This is a genomic window from Paenibacillus arenilitoris, from assembly GCF_014705655.1.
GTDB classification, from domain to species: Bacteria; Bacillota; Bacilli; order Paenibacillales; family Paenibacillaceae; genus Pristimantibacillus; species Pristimantibacillus arenilitoris.
Window position 1 is genome coordinate 1 of sequence record NZ_JACXIY010000053.1, and the last position, 19,539, is coordinate 19,539.

Annotated in this window: 17 protein-coding genes and 1 tRNA gene; 2 read left to right on the forward strand and 16 right to left on the reverse strand. The window is 56.9% G+C overall.

The annotated features are described in order from the left end of the window. The 9 genes from rnr to IDH41_RS28910 all read right to left on the reverse strand — a co-directional run. On the reverse strand, positions 1-2,252 hold a 2,252-nt coding region (gene rnr, locus IDH41_RS28870), incomplete at its 3' end, for a ribonuclease R (RefSeq protein WP_190867415.1). A gap of 175 nt (positions 2,253-2,427) precedes the next feature. Beyond that, entirely contained in the window at positions 2,428-2,664 is a 237-nt protein-coding gene (gene secG / locus IDH41_RS28875; protein ID WP_190867417.1) for a preprotein translocase subunit SecG, read from the reverse strand. Positions 2,665-2,772: 108 nt separating this feature from the next. Continuing rightward, positions 2,773-3,537 (reverse strand): sugar phosphate isomerase/epimerase family protein, encoded by a 765-nt coding sequence (locus tag IDH41_RS28880; protein WP_190867419.1) that lies wholly within the window; start codon positions 3,535-3,537, stop codon positions 2,773-2,775. Positions 3,538-3,665: 128 nt separating this feature from the next. Next, positions 3,666-4,958, reverse strand: a complete 1,293-nt coding sequence (eno, locus tag IDH41_RS28885) for a phosphopyruvate hydratase (RefSeq protein ID WP_190867421.1) — start codon at positions 4,956-4,958, stop codon at positions 3,666-3,668. A 25-nt stretch (positions 4,959-4,983) separates the two neighbouring features. After that, the gene (gpmI, locus tag IDH41_RS28890; RefSeq protein ID WP_190867423.1) at positions 4,984-6,525 is read right to left on the reverse strand and encodes a 2,3-bisphosphoglycerate-independent phosphoglycerate mutase; all 1,542 of its coding nucleotides are present in this window, start codon (positions 6,523-6,525) and stop codon (positions 4,984-4,986) included. 1 nt (position 6,526) lies between these two features. Continuing rightward, positions 6,527-7,285: a triose-phosphate isomerase gene (tpiA, locus tag IDH41_RS28895; RefSeq protein ID WP_190867425.1), complete on the reverse strand. Its 759-nt coding sequence runs from the start codon at positions 7,283-7,285 to the stop codon at positions 6,527-6,529. A 25-nt stretch (positions 7,286-7,310) separates the two neighbouring features. Continuing rightward, complete coding sequence (locus IDH41_RS28900) at positions 7,311-8,495, reverse strand: phosphoglycerate kinase (protein ID WP_190867427.1); 1,185 nt, start codon at positions 8,493-8,495, stop codon at positions 7,311-7,313. 162 nt (positions 8,496-8,657) lie between these two features. Further along, the gene (gene gap, locus IDH41_RS28905; RefSeq protein ID WP_190867429.1) at positions 8,658-9,662 is read right to left on the reverse strand and encodes a type I glyceraldehyde-3-phosphate dehydrogenase; all 1,005 of its coding nucleotides are present in this window, start codon (positions 9,660-9,662) and stop codon (positions 8,658-8,660) included. A 108-nt stretch (positions 9,663-9,770) separates the two neighbouring features. Then, entirely contained in the window at positions 9,771-10,802 is a 1,032-nt protein-coding gene (locus IDH41_RS28910) for a sugar-binding transcriptional regulator (protein ID WP_190867431.1), read from the reverse strand. A gap of 234 nt (positions 10,803-11,036) precedes the next feature. Between IDH41_RS28910 and IDH41_RS28915 the strand changes: the two genes are divergently transcribed. Both IDH41_RS28915 and clpP read left to right on the forward strand, forming a co-directional pair. Continuing rightward, positions 11,037-11,111 (forward strand) — tRNA-Arg (locus IDH41_RS28915). A 173-nt stretch (positions 11,112-11,284) separates the two neighbouring features. After that, positions 11,285-11,869: an ATP-dependent Clp endopeptidase proteolytic subunit ClpP gene (gene clpP, locus IDH41_RS28920; RefSeq protein ID WP_190867475.1), complete on the forward strand. Its 585-nt coding sequence runs from the start codon at positions 11,285-11,287 to the stop codon at positions 11,867-11,869. A gap of 425 nt (positions 11,870-12,294) precedes the next feature. Here clpP and IDH41_RS28925 read toward each other — a convergent pair whose 3' ends face one another. From IDH41_RS28925 to IDH41_RS28955, 7 genes are all read right to left on the reverse strand, one after another. Further along, entirely contained in the window at positions 12,295-12,564 is a 270-nt protein-coding gene (locus IDH41_RS28925; RefSeq protein ID WP_028609180.1) for an HPr family phosphocarrier protein, read from the reverse strand. 105 nt (positions 12,565-12,669) lie between these two features. Continuing rightward, a complete protein-coding gene (whiA, locus tag IDH41_RS28930) occupies positions 12,670-13,599 on the reverse strand; it encodes a DNA-binding protein WhiA (protein WP_190867433.1) in 930 nt (309 codons plus the stop codon). Positions 13,600-13,605: 6 nt separating this feature from the next. Beyond that, positions 13,606-14,592, reverse strand: coding sequence for a gluconeogenesis factor YvcK family protein (locus IDH41_RS28935; protein ID WP_223830158.1), 987 nt, complete (start codon positions 14,590-14,592; stop codon positions 13,606-13,608). 12 nt (positions 14,593-14,604) lie between these two features. Continuing rightward, positions 14,605-15,492, reverse strand: coding sequence for an RNase adapter RapZ (gene rapZ / locus IDH41_RS28940; protein ID WP_190867435.1), 888 nt, complete (start codon positions 15,490-15,492; stop codon positions 14,605-14,607). A 78-nt stretch (positions 15,493-15,570) separates the two neighbouring features. After that, positions 15,571-16,521, reverse strand: a complete 951-nt coding sequence (locus IDH41_RS28945) for an ROK family glucokinase (protein WP_190867436.1) — start codon at positions 16,519-16,521, stop codon at positions 15,571-15,573. Between the two features lie 206 nt (positions 16,522-16,727). After that, positions 16,728-17,675, reverse strand: a complete 948-nt coding sequence (gene trxB, locus IDH41_RS28950) for a thioredoxin-disulfide reductase (RefSeq protein WP_190867438.1) — start codon at positions 17,673-17,675, stop codon at positions 16,728-16,730. 26 nt (positions 17,676-17,701) lie between these two features. Further along, positions 17,702-19,453, reverse strand: coding sequence for a tetratricopeptide repeat protein (locus IDH41_RS28955; RefSeq protein ID WP_190867440.1), 1,752 nt, complete (start codon positions 19,451-19,453; stop codon positions 17,702-17,704). Positions 19,454-19,539 lie beyond the last annotated feature (86 nt).

Consider the following 19,539-nt stretch of genomic DNA (forward strand, 5'->3'; position numbering starts at 1 on the left):
CCGCCGCGGTCGTCCGCGCGGCCGCCGAACCCGCCGCGCTTCTTGCCGCCGCGCGCGCCGTCGAACCCGGCGCCCGGCGCGCCCTTGGAGCCGCTCCGCGGCTTCATATCGACCATTTCGAAGTCGATCGTATGCTCCGTCATGCTAACCCGCGACACGCGAATCTTCACCTCGTCGCCGATCCGGTACGTCCGCGACGTGCGCTCACCGAGCAGAAGCATGTGCTGCTCGTGGAAGTGGTAATAATCGTCCGTCAGATCGCTAAGACGGATTAACCCCTCCACCGAGTTGTCGAGCTCGATGAACATGCCGAAGCTCGTCACGCTGCTGATGATGCCCTCGAACTCCTCGCCGACTTTATCGAGCATGAACTCGCATTTTTTCAGCTGCTCCACGTCGCGCTCCGCGTCAACGGCCACCCGCTCGCGCTCCGAGGACACCTGCGCGATGTCGCCCATGCGCGAAGCGAGGTAATCGTGGCGCGCTTCCGTCAGCTGCCCGCCGCCTTCGATCACCTCGCGGATGATCCGGTGGATGACTAGATCGGGGTAACGCCGGATCGGCGACGTGAAGTGCGAATAAAATTCCGCCGCAAGCCCGAAATGCCCGAGGCTCTCCGCGTCGTATTTCGCCTGCTTCATCGAGCGGAGCATGACGGTCGAGATGACCGTCGCCTCCTTCGTGCCGCGGATTTCCTCCAGCAGCGTCTGCAGCGCCCTCGGATGGACGGAGTTGCCCTTGCCCTTCACCGCGTAGCCGAAGTTTGCCGCGAACCGGATAAAGTTCAGAAGCTTCTCCTGGTCCGGGTCCTCGTGGATCCGGTACAGGAACGGCACGCGCAGCCAGTGGAAATGCTCCGCCACCGTCTCGTTCGCCACCAGCATGAATTCCTCGATGATTTGCTCCGCAATGGAGCGCTCGCGCTTCACGATATCGACCGCTTTGCCGTTCTCGTCGACGAGCACCTTCGACTCTTGGAAGTCGAAATCGATCGCGCCGCGCTTCATCCGCTTCGACCGGAGGCGCATCGCAAGATCCTCCATAAGCCCGAACATGCCGAGCAGATCGGCGTAGCGCTCCTTCAGCTCGGTCTGAGGCTCTTCTTCCGTCGCCGTGAGCAGCCTCCGGACGTTCGCATACGTCATGCGCTCCTTCGTGCGGATGACGCTCGTGAAAATATCGTGCCGAACCCGCTTCAGCGTCTTGGCGTCGAACTCCATCTCGCACGAAAGCGTTAACCGGTCCACCTTCGGATTCAGCGAGCAAATGCCGTTCGACAGCCGGTGCGGCAGCATCGGAATGACGCGGTCGACCAAGTAAACGCTGCAGCCGCGGCGGAACGCCTCTTGGTCCAGCTGCGACTTCTCCAACACATAGTACCCGACGTCCGCGATATGAACCCCGAGCAAATAATTCCCGTTCTCCAGACGTTTCACGTGCACCGCGTCGTCGAGATCCTTCGCGTCTTCGCCGTCGATCGTCACGATGACCTCGCCGCGCAGATCGCGCCTGCCCTGCTGCACGATCTCCTCCTCGGTAATCGCGTCCGGCGCCGCTTCCGCCTCGGCCATCACTTCGTCCGGGAAGCCCTCCGGCAGCTGATGCTTGCGGATAATCGACAGGATGTCGACCCCGGGATCGTTCTTATGCCCTAAAATTTCGATAATCTCGCCCTCGGCCGCGGACCGACCTTCCGGATAGGAGACGATGCGCACGACGACCTTCTGTCCGGATACCGCTCCTTGATAGCCGCCCTTCGGAATGAAAATATCCCGGTTGATCCGTTTGTCGTCCGGCACGACGAACGCATATGCCTCGTGATCCTCGAACGTGCCGACGATTTGCGTCACCGCGCGCTCCACGATCCGGACGACTTCGCCCTCCATCCGGCCGCCGTGCTCGCTTCTCGACGTGACGCGGACGAGAACGGTGTCGCCGTTCATCGCGCTTTTCAAATCATTGGCATGCAGGTAGACGTCCGGGTGCTCCTTCTCGTCGGGAATCAGGAAGCCGAAGCCCTTCGCGTGCGACTGCAGCCGGCCCCGAATCAAATTCATCCGCTCCGGCACCCCGTAATGCTCGTTCGGCGTGCGGATGATCTTCCCCTCGTCCTCCAGCTGGTTCAGCATTTTCAGGAATTGCTTGAACTCCTGCGCGTCTTCGATGCCGTAGTGCTTCTCGAGCTCCTGGTAAGTCATCGGCTTATACGCCTTTTCACGCATAAAATCAAGCAGTTCCTGCTCGTTAATGATCATGATCGCAATTTCTCCTCTTACGCCTGCCGCCGATTGTTCCGTCCGTTTCGGCAGATTGATAGATTTTCCATATACCATGTAGTATACACGAAATGAAAGCGGCGCATCCGTGAATCTGCCCAAAATACAAAAAAAGCGGGGAATCTATCCCCGCTTTGACGCAAGTTATTCATTATTGTTGTACGAAATACGATACAACCAGCGCCAAAATGAAAAAGCCTACGGCCAGCGCAACCGTCAAACGCTGCAAAAACAAATCCAAACCGCGCGCCTTCGTCTTGCCGAACAGATGCTCGGCGCCGCCGGTAATCGCTCCGGACAAGCCCGCGCTTTTCCCTTTCTGCAGCAATACGACCGCAATCAGTCCGATCGAGAATACAACGAGCAAGATCTTCAAAAAGATTTCCATCTTTGTTCCACCTCCAGCATAGGAGCTCCGTAAACATAAAAACACGTAAAATGATCATACCATAGCTGGGCTCCGATTACAATAGGACGACCTGAAGCCGCTGCAAGCTCACAAGCCGTGCCGCTGCAAAAAACGATAATTGTTCGCCGCGCTGTCGAGCGAGCTCTTCTCGAACTGCTCCTGCTCTACGATCACGTACTCCACGCCGGCCGGCTCAAGCAGATCGAACAGCTTCTCGTAGCCGATCTCGCCTTTGCCGATTTCCGCGTCTTTGCGGCCCTTCGCGAAATCCTTGAAGTGAACGAGCGGCACGCGGCCCTTATACTTCCCCAAATATTCGGACGGCTTGTACCCGCCCAGATGCAGCCAGCCTAAATCGAACTGCATGACCATCAGCTCGGCCGGCACTTGCTCCAGCAGATGATCGAGCACCGTCTTCTTGTCCACCAGCTTGAACTCGAAATCGTGGTTGTGGTAGCCGTATGTAAGGCCCGCATCCTTCGCCTGCTGCCCGCACCGCGTCAGGATATCGACCAGATGCTTGACGTCTTCCTTCGTTGGCTGCTCCGGAAGCGGCGCCCATGGCGTAATCAGATACGTGATCCCGAGCTCCTTCGCGTAATCGATTTGTCCGGCAAAATCGGCCTCCAGCCGCTTCGTATCGCTGAAGTTAAGCGGCACATGCGCCGAAGGCGCCGCAAGCTTCAGCTCGTCCAGCTTGTTTTTCAGCTCTGCCGCCGGCGTCTTGAAGAAGCCCGCGAATTCGACCGCTTTGTAGCCGATCTTCGCCACCTTCTCCAGCGTGCCCAAAAAATCGATCTCCGTCTGATCCCTGAGCGAATACAGTTGGATGCCCGCCACCGGCTTGCCCATCCCCCGACACCTGCCTATCCCTTCATGCCTGTTGTTGTCCGCTTAGTATAACCAGCGGAAGCCCGGCGAAATCCGCATAAAAAAGAAGGGCATGTCCGGGAGGACATGCCCTTCTTCATCATACAGCCTTATTTGAAGCTTTTCAGGTTGTAGAACGCTTTTTTGCCGCCGTATTGAGCCGTCGAGCCCAGCTGATCCTCGATGCGAAGCAATTGGTTGTACTTCGCTACGCGGTCCGTGCGGGAAGGCGCGCCCGTCTTGATCTGGCCGGCATTCGTCGCAACCGCGATATCGGCGATCGTGCTGTCTTCGCTTTCGCCGGAACGGTGGGAGATAACCGCCGTGTAGCCTGCGCGTTTCGCCATTTCGATCGCGTCGAACGTCTCGGTCAGTGTGCCGATTTGGTTAACTTTAACAAGGATCGAGTTGCCTACGCCCTTCTCGATGCCGTCGGACAGGCGCTCGGTGTTCGTTACGAACAGATCGTCGCCAACGAGCTGTACCTTGCCGCCGAGCTTGTCGGTAAGCAGCTTCCAGCCGTCCCAGTCGTCTTCGGAGCAGCCGTCTTCGATCGATACGATCGGGTATTTGTCGACCCACGAAGCGAGAAGGTCTACGAATTCCGCCGATGTGAACGATTTGCCTTCGCCCGCCAGCACGTATTTGCCGTCCTTGAAGAACTCGGTCGAAGCCACGTCCATGCCGAGGAATACGTCTACGCCCGGCTTGTAGCCTGCGCGCTCGATCGCGGAGATGATCGTCGTAATCGCTTCTTCGTTGGAGCCGAGGTTCGGCGCGAAGCCGCCTTCGTCGCCGACAGCCGTGTTAAGGCCTTTGTCATGCAATACGGCTTTCAGGTTGTGGAAGATTTCGGCGCCGATGCGGAGCGCTTCCTTGAAGTCGGCCGCACCGACAGGAAGAACCATGAATTCTTGCACGTCGATGTTGTTGTCGGCATGCTCGCCGCCGTTGATGATGTTCATCATCGGAACCGGAAGCGTCTTGGCGTTGAAGCCGCCAAGGTAAGTATAGAGAGGGACGTCCAGAGCGTCGGCTGCCGCACGGGCAACGGCCATCGATACGGCCAGAATCGCGTTCGCGCCTAGCTTCGCTTTGTTCGGCGTGCCGTCAAGCTCGATCATTTTGCGGTCGATCAGCACTTGGTCAAGCGCGTCGAGACCGATAATTTCCGGAGCGATAACCGTGTTTACATTTTCAACGGCTTTCAGAACGCCTTTGCCGAGGAAACGGGATTTGTCGCCGTCGCGAAGCTCTACGGCTTCGTAAGCGCCGGTGGATGCGCCGGAAGGAACGATGGCGCGTCCTTTGCCGCCGGACTCGAGGGATACTTCTACTTCAACGGTTGGATTACCGCGGGAATCAAGCACTTCGCGTGCATATACGTCAACGATCAAAGACATGAGGAAAACACTCCTTCGTTATAGTTTATTTTTGGTTAATTAACGTGCTGCCGGTCATTTCGCTTGGTTTGTCCAGCTCCATCAAATCGAGGAACGTCGGCGCGATATCGGCCAGAATGCCGCCTTCGCGAAGCGTCGCGCCCTCTCTCGTCACGATGAGAGGCACCGGATTTGTCGTATGCGCCGTATGCGGACGGCCGTTCTCGTCGAATACCATGTCCGCATTGCCGTGGTCGGCCGTAATGATGCAGACGCCGCCTTTGGCGAGCACCGCCTCCACGACCTTGCCGAGGCATTCGTCCGTCGCTTCGACCGCCTTAATCGTCGGCTCCAGCATGCCGGAATGGCCGACCATGTCGGGATTGGCAAAGTTCAGGATGATGGCGTCATGCTTGTCCGCCTCGATCTCGCGAACGGTCGATTCCGCAAGCTCGTACGCGCTCATCTCCGGCTGCAGGTCGTACGTGGCGACCTTCGGCGAGTTGATCAGGACGCGGGTCTCGCCCGGCAGCTCCTGGTCGCGGCCGCCGCTGAAGAAGAACGTGACATGCGGATACTTCTCGGTCTCGGCCGTGCGCAGCTGCGTCTTGTGGTTCTGGGCAAGCACTTCGCCGAGCGTGTTATCGAGATTTTTAGGAGAATAAGCAACATAACCGTCAACGGATTCGCTGAACAGCGTCAGGCAGACGAAGTACAGGTTCGACGGGCACTTCTCGCCGCGGTCGAAGCCGCGGAAATCCGCGTTCGTGAACACCTGCGACAGCTGAATCGCGCGGTCCGGGCGGAAGTTGAAGAACACGACCGCATCCTCCGATTCGACGAGGCCGACCGGCTTGTCGTTCTCGTCCACGATAACCGTCGGCATAACGAATTCATCATAAACCGATTTCTCGTAGGATTCAACTACCGCTTGGATCGGATCGACGTATTTAGGCCCTTCGCCGTATACCATGGCGCGATAGGACTTCTCCGTGCGCTCCCAGCGCTTGTCGCGGTCCATCGCGTAGTAGCGGCCTTGCACCGTCGCGATGCGGCCTACGCCCACCTCTTCGATCTTCGCCTGCAATTGTTCCAAATAACCTCTCGCACTGTCCGGGGAAACGTCGCGCCCGTCGAGGAAAGCATGGATGTACACGTCCGTCAGCTCTTCCTTCTTCGCCAGCTCGAGCATGGCGAACAAGTGCGCGATATGGCTGTGCACGCCGCCGTCGGACAGCAAGCCGTACAGATGAAGCTTCTTGTTGTTCGTCTTCACGTGACGCACGGCGCCAAGGAGCGTCTCGTTATCGAAGAACTCGCCGTCGCGGATCGATTTGCTGATCCGGGTCAAGTCCTGGTAGACGATCCTGCCCGCGCCGATGTTAAGATGGCCGACCTCGGAATTGCCCATCTGGCCTTCCGGCAGGCCGACCGCTTCGCCCGATGCCGTCAGCGTCGTATGCGGATAGGTCGACCAATAACGGTCGTAATTCGGCTTATTCGCTTGCGCGACGGCGTTGCCCGTCACATCGTCGCGAAGTCCGAAGCCGTCCAGAATAATAAGCGCTACGGGTTTCTTGGAAGCCATCTTACTTGGCCCCCTCGACCAGTGCGATGTAGGAAGCCGGCTCCAGGCTCGCGCCGCCTACGAGGGCGCCGTCGATGTCGGCTTGGCCCAAGTACTCGGCTACGTTGTTCGGCTTCACGCTGCCGCCGTACTGAATGCGGACCGCATCGGCCGTCGCTTGATCGTACAGGCCCGCCACGATGCCGCGGATGTAACCGATGACGTCCTGCGCATCTTCGGAAGTCGACGATTTGCCCGTTCCGATCGCCCAGATCGGCTCGTAGGCGATAACGACTTCCGCCGCTTGCGCTGCCGACAAGCCTTGGAATGCCGCTTCGGTTTGCACTTTACATACGTCCTTCGTTTGTCCGGCTTCGCGCTCTTCCAGCTTCTCGCCTACGCAGACGATCGGCAGAAGGCTATGCTTGAACGAAGCGTGAACCTTCTTGTTCACGATCTCGTCGGACTCCGCGAAGTACGCGCGGCGCTCGGAGTGGCCGATGATGACGTACTTGACGCCGAGATCCTTCAGCATAACGCCGCTGATTTCGCCCGTATACGCGCCGTTGTCCTCGAAGTGGACGTTTTGCGCGCCGATCGCGATGGATGTGCCTTTGGCCGCTTCAACAAGCGCCGGGAGCGTCGTGTAAGGCGCGCAAATGACGCTCTCTACGCCGGCAACCTCGGCCTTGCCCTTTACTTCGGAGAAAAAGGATACGGCTTCGGACACCGTTTTGAACATTTTCCAGTTGCCTGCAATAATAGGTGTTCTCTTGCTCATGCTTGGATCCTCCTTTTTGAAATTTTTATTTATCGTTAAGCGCTACGACGCCCGGCAGTTCTTTGCCTTCCATGAATTCCAGGGAAGCGCCGCCGCCCGTCGAGATGAAGTCCATTTTGTCCGCAAGGCCGAATTTCTCCGCGGCCGCAGCGGAGTCGCCGCCGCCGATGACGGTGTAGCCGGACGTTTCCGCGCATGCGCGGGCAACGGCCTGCGTACCGTGCGAGAACGGCTCGATTTCGAATACGCCCATCGGCCCGTTCCATACGACGAGCTTCGAGTTTTTGATCACGTCCGCATACAGCTCGCGCGTCTTCGGTCCGATGTCGATGCCTTCCCATTCGGCCGGGATGCTGTCAACGTCTACGATTTTTGTGTTCGCGTCCGCGCTGAAATCGTCGGTTACGACAATATCGACCGGGATCAGGAAGTTTTTGCCGAGCTTCTTCGCCTTCTCCATGAATTCGAGCGCAAGATCGAGCTTGCTGTTGTCGACGAGCGACTTGCCGATTTCATGGCCTTGCGCTTTGAAGAACGTGTACGACAGGCCGCCCCCGATGATGATGTTGTCCGCGATTTCAAGCATTTTGTCGATAACCGCGATTTTGTCCTTTACTTTCGAGCCGCCGACGATCGCCGTGAACGGACGCTCGGGGTTGTTAAGCGCCTTGCCGAGCACCTCGAGCTCTCTTTCCATCAGCAAGCCGGATACGGCCGGAAGCAGGCGCGCGATGCCTTCGGTCGAAGCGTGCGCGCGGTGAGCGGCGCCGAACGCGTCGTTGACGAACAGGTCGGCAAGCTTCGCGAAGGACTTCGCCAGTTCCGGATCGTTCTTCTCTTCGCCTTCATAGAAACGCACGTTTTCGAGCAGGAGCACGTCGCCGTTGTTCAGAGCGGCTACCTGCGCTTCCACCGCTTCGCCGATCGCTTCGCCCGCTTTCGTTACCGGCTTGCCGAGCAGCTCGGACAGGCGCGCCGCGGAAGCCGTATGGCGAAGCTCCTCGACCACTTGGCCGTTCGGACGGCCAAGGTGGCTCGCCAGAATCACTTTTGCGCCTTTTTCGATTAAGTAGTTGATCGTAGGTAGCGTCTCGCGGATCCGTTTGTCGTCGGTAATTTTCCCGTTCTCGAGCGGCACGTTGAAGTCAACGCGGACAAATACCCGTTTACCTGCTAATTCTGCTACGTCACGTACGCTTTTTTTATTCATCGATGAAGACCTCCCGGTTATGTTAATGGCTCTCCTATCCACAAAAAAAGAAGGTCGTTCCTTCAAAGAAGGAACGACCTTCAGGCCCGCGCCTCATCCGAGCCGCAGGGCCAAGGACCTTGGCTCTGCACCCGAGAGCCGCAGTCCGTCGGCCTTCTTTGCTTACAGACCTTTGCTTGCGATGTAAGCAGCAAGATCAACTACGCGGTTCGAGTAGCCCCACTCGTTGTCGTACCAGGAAACGACTTTCACCATGTTGCCTTCGACAACCATCGTCGACAAAGCGTCGATCGTGGAGGAAGCAGGGTCGCCGTTGTAGTCGCTCGATACAAGCGGCAATTCATTATAGTTCAAGATGCCTTTCAAAGCGCCTTCGGAAGCATCTTTGAACGCCGCGTTCACTTCGTCGACCGTTACGTTCACTTTCAGCTCGGCAACCAGGTCGGTTACGGAAACGTTAGGCGTAGGAACGCGCATAGCCATGCCGTTCAGTTTGCCTTTCAGCTCAGGCAGTACAAGGGAAACGGCTTTCGCGGCGCCGGTGGACGAAGGAATGATGTTCTCGGCGGCAGCGCGGGCGCGGCGCAGATCCTTATGCGGCACGTCAAGCACGGATTGGTCGTTCGTGTACGAGTGAACCGTCGTCATCATGCCTTTAACGATTCCGAATTTATCGTTCAACACTTTAGCGAAAGGAGCCAAGCAGTTGGTTGTGCAGGAAGCGTTGGAAATAATGGTGTGTGCCGCAGGGTCGTATTTGTCTTCGTTAACGCCGATAACGACCGTGATGTCTTCGTTCGTAGCCGGTGCGGAGATGATAACCTTTTTCGCGCCGCCTTTAAGGTGAAGCTCGGCTTTTTCTTTCGCCGTGAATATACCGGTCGACTCGACGACGATTTCAGCGCCTACGGATGCCCAAGGAAGGTCGGCGGGGTTGCGCTCCGCAAATACTTTGATTTCGCGGCCGTTAACGATCAGCGCGCCTTCTTGAGCTTCTACGGTAGCGTCCAGCTTGCCGTGAGTCGTATCGAATTTCAGCAGGTGAGCCAGCGTTTTCGTGTCCGTCAAATCGTTTACCGCTACGATCTCTACGTTCGGGTTGTTCAGTGCTGCGCGGAATACGTTACGGCCGATGCGGCCAAAACCATTAATACCAACTTTAACCATTGTTGTTTCCTCCTAAGCTTTTTTTAAAAAAATGATATATATTTCAAGATGCTTGCGGGGGAGAGCGCGTCGCCTCCCGCATCGCATCAAGATGCTGCCCTATTGCCGCTATCCGTTCTCGATCAGCGCCGCGATTTCGAGCGCGGCGGCTTCGTCCGTTACGAGTACGTCATTGTGTCCGAACCGCATGACGGCCGCAATGGCTTCGCCCTTGCTCTTGCCGCCCGCAACGCCTACGACAACTTCAGTTTTCACAATATCCTCGAGTCGTAACCCTACCGTCTGCATTTTGTGCACGACTTCGCCGTTTCGGTCGAAGTAGAAGCCGAACGCCTCCGCCAGCGCGCCTTCCGCCAGCATCGCTTCGATGACCTCCTGCTCCAGGCGCCTGCGCCTGGCCATGACCATGGCGTCTCCGATCCCGTGTATCACGATGCGGGCGCTTCGGATAACGTCGACGATCTCCCGGATGTTCGGCTCCTGCATAAGGGAAGCGAACGCCTCTTCGCCGAGATGGTCGGGCACGTGCAGCAGCCTGTAATGCGCTCCCGTCCGCTTTGCCATCGTGGATGCGATCGTATTCGCCTGGTAATCCAGACTCTCGCCGAGGCCGCCCCTTGCCGGCACGAACCAGTTCGTCTTGAGCGGCGAGGACGCGACAAGCTGACCGGATACCTGCGCGATCGTCGTGCCGCCGGTAACGGCGATGACGTCGCCCGGCCGCATTACCCTGTTCAGCACCTGGCAGCCCGCCCGCCCAAGCTCCCGCTTCGTCTGCTGCGACGAATCCGAGTCGCCCGCAACGACGACGACCTGCGATAATCCGAAGTGGCTGCGGATCTTCTCCTCCAGCTCGGACAAGCCGAACAAGGTCTTATAGAAGGGCTCCAGCTGCTCCAATAACAGCTTGCCTGAATCGCTAATTCGCATGCCGCCCGAATGAGTCTCGAGCAGACCCTGCGCCTTCAGAAAATCCGTCTCCGCCCGCAGCATTCTTTCCGTCATCGATAAATTCGCCGCCAGCGTCCTCCGGCCGATCAAATCGGACAGCATCACCTGGTGCAGGATCGAATACCGTTTCTTCATGACGTCGAGCAGATCCGGCACAAGCTGCTGCTGCAGTTCAACGATCTGTCGCATCTCATCCTTCACTCCATCGGCTTACAGCGTATTCGGTTCTTTAACGTTGGACCGTTTATGTCCCGCGGTATCATTTCAAGTCCCACACTTAGTTTATCGAAAAATAACGATAGAAGCAATAGCCGCTTTGTCGATGAAAACGATTTCTGTCACATTTTTCACAAAATTAATTTTTCGTCTCTACTTGCTTTCGCTCGCGGAATATCCTATAATCATTTTTGCTACTGTTTTTTTGCGCCCGTGGTCCAATGGATATGACGTAGGCCTCCGGAGCCTGAGATCTAGGTTCGATTCCTAGCGGGCGCGCCAACTTTTATAATGACGCTAACCAACCGTTCCTATTCGAAGGAACGGTTTTTTTACGCCTCCGCGGCCACCCGCTTCGAGGAGTTTGACTATCTTTGACTTTTGAATTTGGATCCGTTATTATAGGAATACGATTTAACCATTCATTGTTGTCGAGGAGGGGGCTTGCGTTGGATATGAATTTCGTGCCTATGGTTATTGAGCAGAACAATCGGGGGGAACGCGCTTATGACATTTACTCCCGCTTATTGAAAGACCGCATCATTTTTCTCGGAACGGGCGTCAATGACGTGGTGGCCAATTCCATTATCGCCCAGATGCTGTTCCTAGCTGCCGACGATCCGGAGAAGGACATTTCTCTCTACATCAACAGCCCGGGCGGTTCGATCACAGCAGGTATGGCGATCTACGATACGATGCAATTCATCAAGCCGGACGTGTCCACGATATGCGTAGGCATGGCCGCTTCCATGGGTGCCTTCCTGCTGACCGCGGGAGCCAAAGGCAAACGATATGCGCTGCCGAACAGCGAAGTTATGATTCACCAGCCGCTTGGCGGCGCCGAAGGTCAAGCGAGCGACATCGAGATTCGCGCGCGCCGCATCCTGAAGATGCGCGACAAGCTGAACGGCATCCTTGCCGAGCGCAGCGGCCAGCCGCTTGAGCGGATCGAGAAGGATACCGACCGCGACTACTTCATGAGCGCCGAAGAAGCAAGGGAATACGGACTCGTCGATAAAGTCATCGAGAAGCTGAGCTAATCGGCCCTATGACAAAAAAGCAGGCCGGAGGGAAACTCCGAGCCTGCTTTTTTCTGATGCCGCGGGACTACGCGACCCTGCATCCCTTTTCCTATTTCGAGTCGTATCGCGATAAGAAATAAAGGAATTTTGTTCCGTTAATATTGCCGTTGCCACCGCGTGTTAGCCGATTAGAGGAAATTTATGGCATTATTTTTCGGATTTCACTGCCTTTAGCCCCGACAACCATGAGATAAGGCCTATTTGTTCCGCTATTCGTCCACATTACCGGTCATCGCTTTAAATAAGACCATAAATTTCCTCTATGCACGTCACTTTCACCGCTCCTGGCGCCGACCACCCTCGAAGCCTGCCGGCCCAACAAAAAAGAGCCGCCTTTCGCAAGCTCTTCGCGAACCTGCCAGACCGCCCTTCTTTCTTGAAGCTTACTGGTTTTCCAGTTCTTCTTTGCTGACTAAAGCGACTAAAGCGTTTACAGCCTGTTCTGCGTCCGAACCTTCCGCACTAATGGATACTTCGGTTCCGGAGCTGATCGCAAGGCTCATAATGCCCATTATGGATTTGGCATTCACTTTCTTATCGTCCTTCTCAACAAAAACTTCGGAGGAAAATTTGTTCGCCTCTTGTACGAATAGTGCTGCAGGTCTTGCATGAAGTCCCGTCTTCAGACGAACGACAACCGGAAGCCTTGTCATGGAAACCATACCCCCTATATTTTACTGATTCATTAGCATATGCACTAAATAAAGTCGTGTAGAAATATTATATCATTATACATGACGATGCACTAGGATAAAAGGTCAGCCTCCGCGGATTTTTTCCGCGAGCTCGTCGATTTTGCGCAGCCGGTGGTTGACGCCCGACTTGCTCACCTTGCCCCTTAGCATTTCGCCGACCTCCGTCAAATTCATATCCGGATGCTGAAGCCTGATTTCGGCCACTTCCTTCAGCTTCTCCGGCAGGCTGTCGAGACCGACTTCCCGCTGCAGAAGCTTGATGTTCTCGATTTGACGGACGGCCGCCCCGATCGTCTTGTTCAAATTCGCCGTCTCGCAATTGACGATCCGATTCACCGAATTGCGCATATCCCGCATGATCCTGACATCCTCGAACTTGAACAACGCTTGATGCGCGCCGATGATGTTAAGAAGCTCGATGATCTTCTCGCCCTCTTTGATGTAGAAAATAAACCCCTTCTTCCGCTCGATGCATCTCGCATTCAAGTCGAACTTGTTCGCGAGATCGACGAGCGCCTCGCAATGCTCCTCGTACATCGAAGCGATTTCCAGGTGGTACGAGGAGCCCTCCGGATTGTTGACGGAGCCGCCGGCCAGAAACGCGCCGCGCAGATAGGAGCGCTTGCAGCACGGCTTGCGAATGATCTCCTTGTCGATGCCGAGGTTGAACATGAACCCTTCGGACACGATTTTGAGCTCGCTAAGCACCTCCTGAACCCCGGCCGGGATTCGGACGATGTAGACGTTATTTTTTTTGAGCCGCATCTTCTTGCGGACGAGCAGCTCGACATGCACGTTGAAATGCTTTTTGAGCAGCGAATAAATTCTTCTGGCAATGGCCGCGTTTTCCGTCGAGATGTCCAAAACGATTTTGCGGCTGGACACGCTGACCGAGCCGTTCATCCGGATTAGCGCCGACAGCTCCGCTTTCTCGCAGCAGCCGTCCGCTTCGATCATGGTCAGCTCTTTTTTCGTTTGCGCCGCAAATGACATCGTTCATCACCTCTTTCGTAACATCCAGTTCTCCACCAATTTATAAATATGATGGCTCAAACGTTCGGCGTCATGCCGCAAAAAAGTACGGAACAGCACGAGTCGGTCCGCGATCACCTCGTAGCCCTTCTGCGTCACCGCGTCCAGGTCCAGATGAACCGCCTTCGCGCCCATCTCCGCGTACCTGCTTTCGATCTGCGGCGGAATTTCGCCGTCGTTCACGATCACGTAATCGAACAAATGATGGCCGATATGCGCATGGATCGCGTCCAAATGGTCGCCGACCGAATAATTGTCCGTCTCGCCGGGCTGCGTCATGACGTTGCAGACGAACAGCTTCACGGCTTCCGATTCCACGATCGCGCCGGCCAGCTTCGGTACGAGCAAATTCGGAATAATGCTCGTGTACAAGCTTCCGGGACCGATCAATATCGCGTCCGCCTGCTCGATCGCTTCCACCGCTTCCTCCAGCGGTTCCACGTCGGCCGGCTCCAGAAATACCCGCTTGATCGCCAGCCCGGCTTTCGGAATCATCGATTCTCCCGTTACGATGGACCCGTCGGCCATCTCGGCATTCAGCACGATCGCCTTCTCCGCGGCCGGGAGCACTCGGCCGCGTACCGCAAGGACGCGGCTCAGCTCGCGGATGCCGGTGACGAAGTCGCCCGAAATATCGGTCATCGCCGCCAGCATCAGGTTGCCCAGGCTGTGTCCGGCAAGTCCCGGCACGGTCTTGAACCGGTACTGCAGCACCTCCGTCAGCAGCGGCTCCGCGTCGGCCAGCGCCATCAAGACGTTGCGGATGTCCCCGGGCGGCGGAATTTGCAGCTCGTTGCGCAGAATGCCGGAGCTCCCCCCGTCATCGGCGACCGTCACGATCGCCGTAATGTCGAGCGGCTTCTCCTTCAATCCGCGGAGCATGACGGAGAGACCCGTACCGCCGCCGATGACGACGATTTTGGGACGCCTCATAATTTTATGTCTTGTCTGCATCGTCTCACCCCGTCAATGCTTGTCACGGTCGGAATCGCGATGACTGACGCGGACGCGTTCCGTGTCGCTGCTCCCGAGCATGCGGCCCAAATATTCGGCGATGGCGACGGACCGATGCTTGCCTCCCGTGCAGCCGATCCCGACGACCACCTGGCTTTTCCCTTCCTTGCGGTAAAGCGGAATGAGAAACTGCAGCATGTCGAGCAGCTTGGTGAGGAATTGTTGGGTTTCGGGCCATTTCATGACGTATTCGTACACATCGGGATTTTGCCCGGTGTTCGGACGCAGATGCTCCACGTAATGCGGGTTAGGCAGAAAACGCACGTCGTAAATGAGGTCCGCGTCAATGGGAATGCCGTACTTGAAGCCGAAGGAGGTCACGTTGATGGAGAGGCTGTTCTGCTCTTGATTCGTGAAATGCGTAATAATCCGTTCCTTCAGGTGCACCGGCTTCAATATGCTCGTGTCGATCACTTGGGACGCCGAGCCCTTCAAATCCTCGAGCAGCCTGCGCTCGTTGCGGATGCCTTCGAGCGGCAAGCCTTCCGGCGCCAGCGGATGACGGCGGCGGCTTTCCTTGTAACGCTGCACGAGCACTTCATCCGTCGCGTCCAGGAACAAAATCTCGCAGCTGATCGTATAATGGTCCTTAATGTAAGCCAGCGATTCCGAAAGTGCGGTAAAAAACTCCCGTCCCCGCAAATCGATGACGAGCGCGACCTTCCCTATCTTTCCATTCGACTGCTCGATTAATTCAGCGAATTTCGGAATGAGTACCGGGGGTAGGTTATCGACGCAGAAGAAGCCGAGATCCTCCAGGCTTTGGACGGCTATCGTCTTGCCCGCTCCCGACATGCCGGTTATGATGACAAGCTTCGCTACCGTTGCTCCCGTTTCCATGAACAATCCCCCCGCATGCGCGGGGCGGACCGAAGCCTCCCGCCGGAGACTGCAGGCCGCCCGCGTTGATAATGAGGCTTAGCCTCGTAAAATAAGTCCGGCAGCGCCGACTACGCCGGCGTTGTTGCCGAGCGTCGCCGCTACGATTTTGACGCCTTCTTTGGCTTGATCCTGCGTGTATTTCTCGAATACTTCGCGGATTTGGTCGAACAGAAAATCGCCGGCTTTCGATACGCCGCCGCCGATAATGAAATATTGCGGGTTCAATACGATCGCCATCATGGCGAGCGATTTGCCCAAATAATAAGCCGCGCGGCTCACGATGCGAATGGCAACCTCGTCCCCGGCCTTAGCGGCGTCGAGCACGTCCTTCGCCATAATATCCTCTACTTGGGACAGCGTCGTGCGGTCGCCGCGCTCCACGGCGTCCTTCGCCATGCGGATAATGCCGGTCGCCGAAGAGACGGTCTCCAGGCACCCCATCTTGCCGCAGCCGCACTGGATCGCCTCCAGATCGGGCACGATCGCCATATGGCCAAGCTCGCCTGCCATGCCCGCGTAGCCCTCCACGATTTTGCCGTCTATAATGATGCCGCCGCCTACGCCCGTGCCGAGCGTATAGCATACGCAGTGCGCGATGCCCTTGCCCGCTCCGCCCCAAGCTTCGCCAAGCGCGGCCACGTTCGCGTCGTTGTTGACCTTGACGGTCTTATTCAGCTCTTGCTCCAGATAGCCTTTAAGATTAACGTTTTCAATTTTAAGGTTAGGGGCGAATTTAACGATGCCGTTCGGAATATCGAGGAACCCCGCGATGCCGACGCCGACGCCGTCGACCTGCTCCCATTCGAAGTCGGATTCTACGACGATCTGCTTCGCGTATTTTGCGATATTTTGAAGGATAGTGTCCGTTCCTTTACTCGCTTCCGTCGGACCTTCATACGTGTGCAGCAGCTGCCCATCCGCATTGCAAATGCCTACTTTAATAGCAGTTCCGCCGACATCGACTCCAACGTAAATCTTCTCAGACATCACTATTCCACCTCATCGATATGTTATCTTCTCTGTAACACTATAAGCTTTCATTCGCCTCGCGGTCAAGATAGCGGAATAACTGGCAAATGCGGCGGAAGATGCGGCCGAGGCCGCCTTCTACGGACAATTGAAGGGGCCATACCTTCAAGCTTAGCGCTCTGCCGGTACAGCCCCCTTCTGCAAGATTATGAATCTTCTGCCGGTTACTTCGACTGGCTCCAGTCATGCGTCATGCTGCCTTCCAGGAACCGCTCGCAGTCGAGCGCCGCCATGCATCCGCTGCCCGCGGCCGTAATCGCTTGGCGGTATTTGCTGTCCTGGACGTCGCCGCAAGCGAACACCCCCGGCACGTTCGTTTCGGACGTTCCCGGCTTGACGAGAATATAGCCGTGAGCATCGGTCTCGATTTGGCCGCTCAGGAACTTCGTGTTCGGCGTATGGCCGATCGCCACGAAGATGCCGTCGGTCTCGATCAATTCTTCTTCGCCGGTCGCGTTGTTGCGGACCTTAAGGCCGGTAACGCCCATTCCGCCGGCCACGACTTCAAGCGGCGTGCGGTTCAAGGTCCAGCTGATCTTCTCGTTCGCGCGGGCGCGGTCCTGCATGATCTTCGAAGCGCGAAGCTCGTCGCGCCGGTTGACCAGCTCCACGTTGGAAGCGAAACGGGTGAGGAAGTTCGCTTCCTCCATCGCCGAGTCGCCGCCGCCGATGACGATGATTTTTTTGCCGCGGAAGAAGAAGCCGTCGCACGTCGCGCACGTGCTTACGCCGCGCCCGACATTGTCCTTCTCGCCCGGAATGCCCAAGTACTTGGCCGAAGCGCCGGTGGAAATAATAAGGCTCTCCCCGACCAGCTCGCCGTGGCCTTCCACTTGAAGCTTGAACGGACGCTCGGACAGGTCCACGCTATTGACCCAGCCGGTCACGAACTTGGCGCCGAAGCGCTCGGCTTGCTTGCGCATGTTGTCCATAAGCTCCGGTCCCATGATGCCTTCCGGGAAGCCCGGGAAGTTCTCGACCTCCGTCGTCGTCGTCAGCTGCCCGCCCGGCTCCGGACCTTCGATAATGAGCGGCTCCATGTTGGCGCGCGCCAAATAAATGGCTGCGGTAAGTCCGGCAGGGCCGGTACCGATAATGATCGATTTGTACATCCCTTTTCACCTCGTGAACATATATGTTATTCGCCTTTCGGCTCTTGCACGGCAAATACGGAGTTGATCGACTTCATCTTCTCTTTAATGCCGCACACCTCGTCAATCGTCTTGACGTTCTTGCTTACGGTCGCGATCGACGTGCCGTACCGCACCGATACCTCATGGTAGGAGATCGCCCTGCGATGCATCTTCGCGGTCAAATATTCCAGCGCGGCCGCCCAGCCCTCCGGCTTCGTCAGCTTCGGCACGTCCGGGTACACGCGCGACAAAAATTCCACCCACAGCGTCATCAAATCATGCTGCTGCACCAGGTCGTAGTGCTTGCTCATGCTGCCGAGCGCGGCCTCGACGACGGCTTGCCATTTGTCCTCCCAGACGGGAAGCCTCGACGGCACGCGCTTCGGCTCGATGACCGTTGCTTTGCCTTCCAATACGGCATGCAGCGGCTCCTGCACCCCAATCGTCCGGAGCACGAAAATCGCGATGCGCTTCAAATAATCGTCTTCGTCCTTCTCGAGCAGGAACGCTCTCAGCACGTCCTTCACCTCGCTGTCGGCAATCATGCCGAGCGCCTGGATGACCTGAAGCTTCGTGTGCTGGTCGCCGTGGCGCAGCGCCCAGAAGAAAGAAGACCGGACGAGCGGATCCCGCTTCAAGTGGTCGGGAATGCCGTCCGACGATTTCTCCCACAGCTTGAACTGCTCTTCGAAGGGCAAATGGTAATGGTAGCTGATCGGCGCCGATTGCTCGCCGCTGCGGACCAGCTCCAGCTGCTCCATGTAGTAATGGGCGATGCCCGAGCCCGGATCGAGCTTGATCGTCTGCTTCCATAGCCGCTCGGCTTCCTGCCACCGCCCGATGTTGCATGCCGCGACGGCGGCGTAATGGTACAGGCACGGATCTTTGGGCAGCTCGCCGTCCCGCAGCAGGCGCATAAAGTGCTTGTGCGCGGCCCCGTGTTCTCCTAAGATGCCCATTGTGGTCGCCAATTTAAACACATGCTCCTGATGGAACGGCACCGTTCTCAGCAGCAGTTCGACGAGCGGCCGCAAGCGCTGCTCGTCGCCGGCATGCTGGTGGAAGATCGCCAGATTGCACAAGGCGTGCAGATTGCCGGGCTCGAGCCGCAGCACTTCCTGGATCGTATCCATCGCCTTCTCGAACATGCCCATGTAATAATAAGCGAGCGCCAGATTGTTGCGGGCCGCCAGAAAGTCGGGCTGGCCTTCGATGATTTGCTCGAGCAGGCGGACCGCCTCGGTGAACTTGCCTTCTTCCAGCAGCGTGCGGGCCTGGTCGTGCTCGACGAGTCCTTCGCGCGATTTGATATTCGTCAGGCGCGTGGGGCGCTCCAGCTCGTAATGAAGCAGATCCATCATTTCCTCCGCCTCGCCCAGGAACTGGCCCTCCTCGTCCTTCTCCAAATATTGAATCAGCGAGCTCTCGGCCGCTTCGTACTGCTCCATATTGGCAAAATTGTTGGCCATATAAAAGTGGCATTCCGTCATCGTCGGATCAAGGTCCTGCACGATCCAGCCCAAAATCCGGTTCGATTCCTCGTAATTGCCCATTTCGGACAAAATGCCGGCCATGTTGCAATGGTTGACCGGGTTATCCGGCTCGTATTCGACGGCGCGACGAAAATACTTCAGTGCCTTGTCGTAATGAAATCGATCCAGCGACCGTACCGCACGTTCGAAAAAGAACGTCGCGTCCCATTGAATCGGTATGACTTTGGTCTGATGGTCCACGGCAACTTGTTTCTTCCCCTTCATAGGCAAGGCACCTCCCGTTACTTCCGATTTTTCTACGATTATACCATAGCGGCGCCGATCCTAACACGAAAGAATATGTGGGAAAA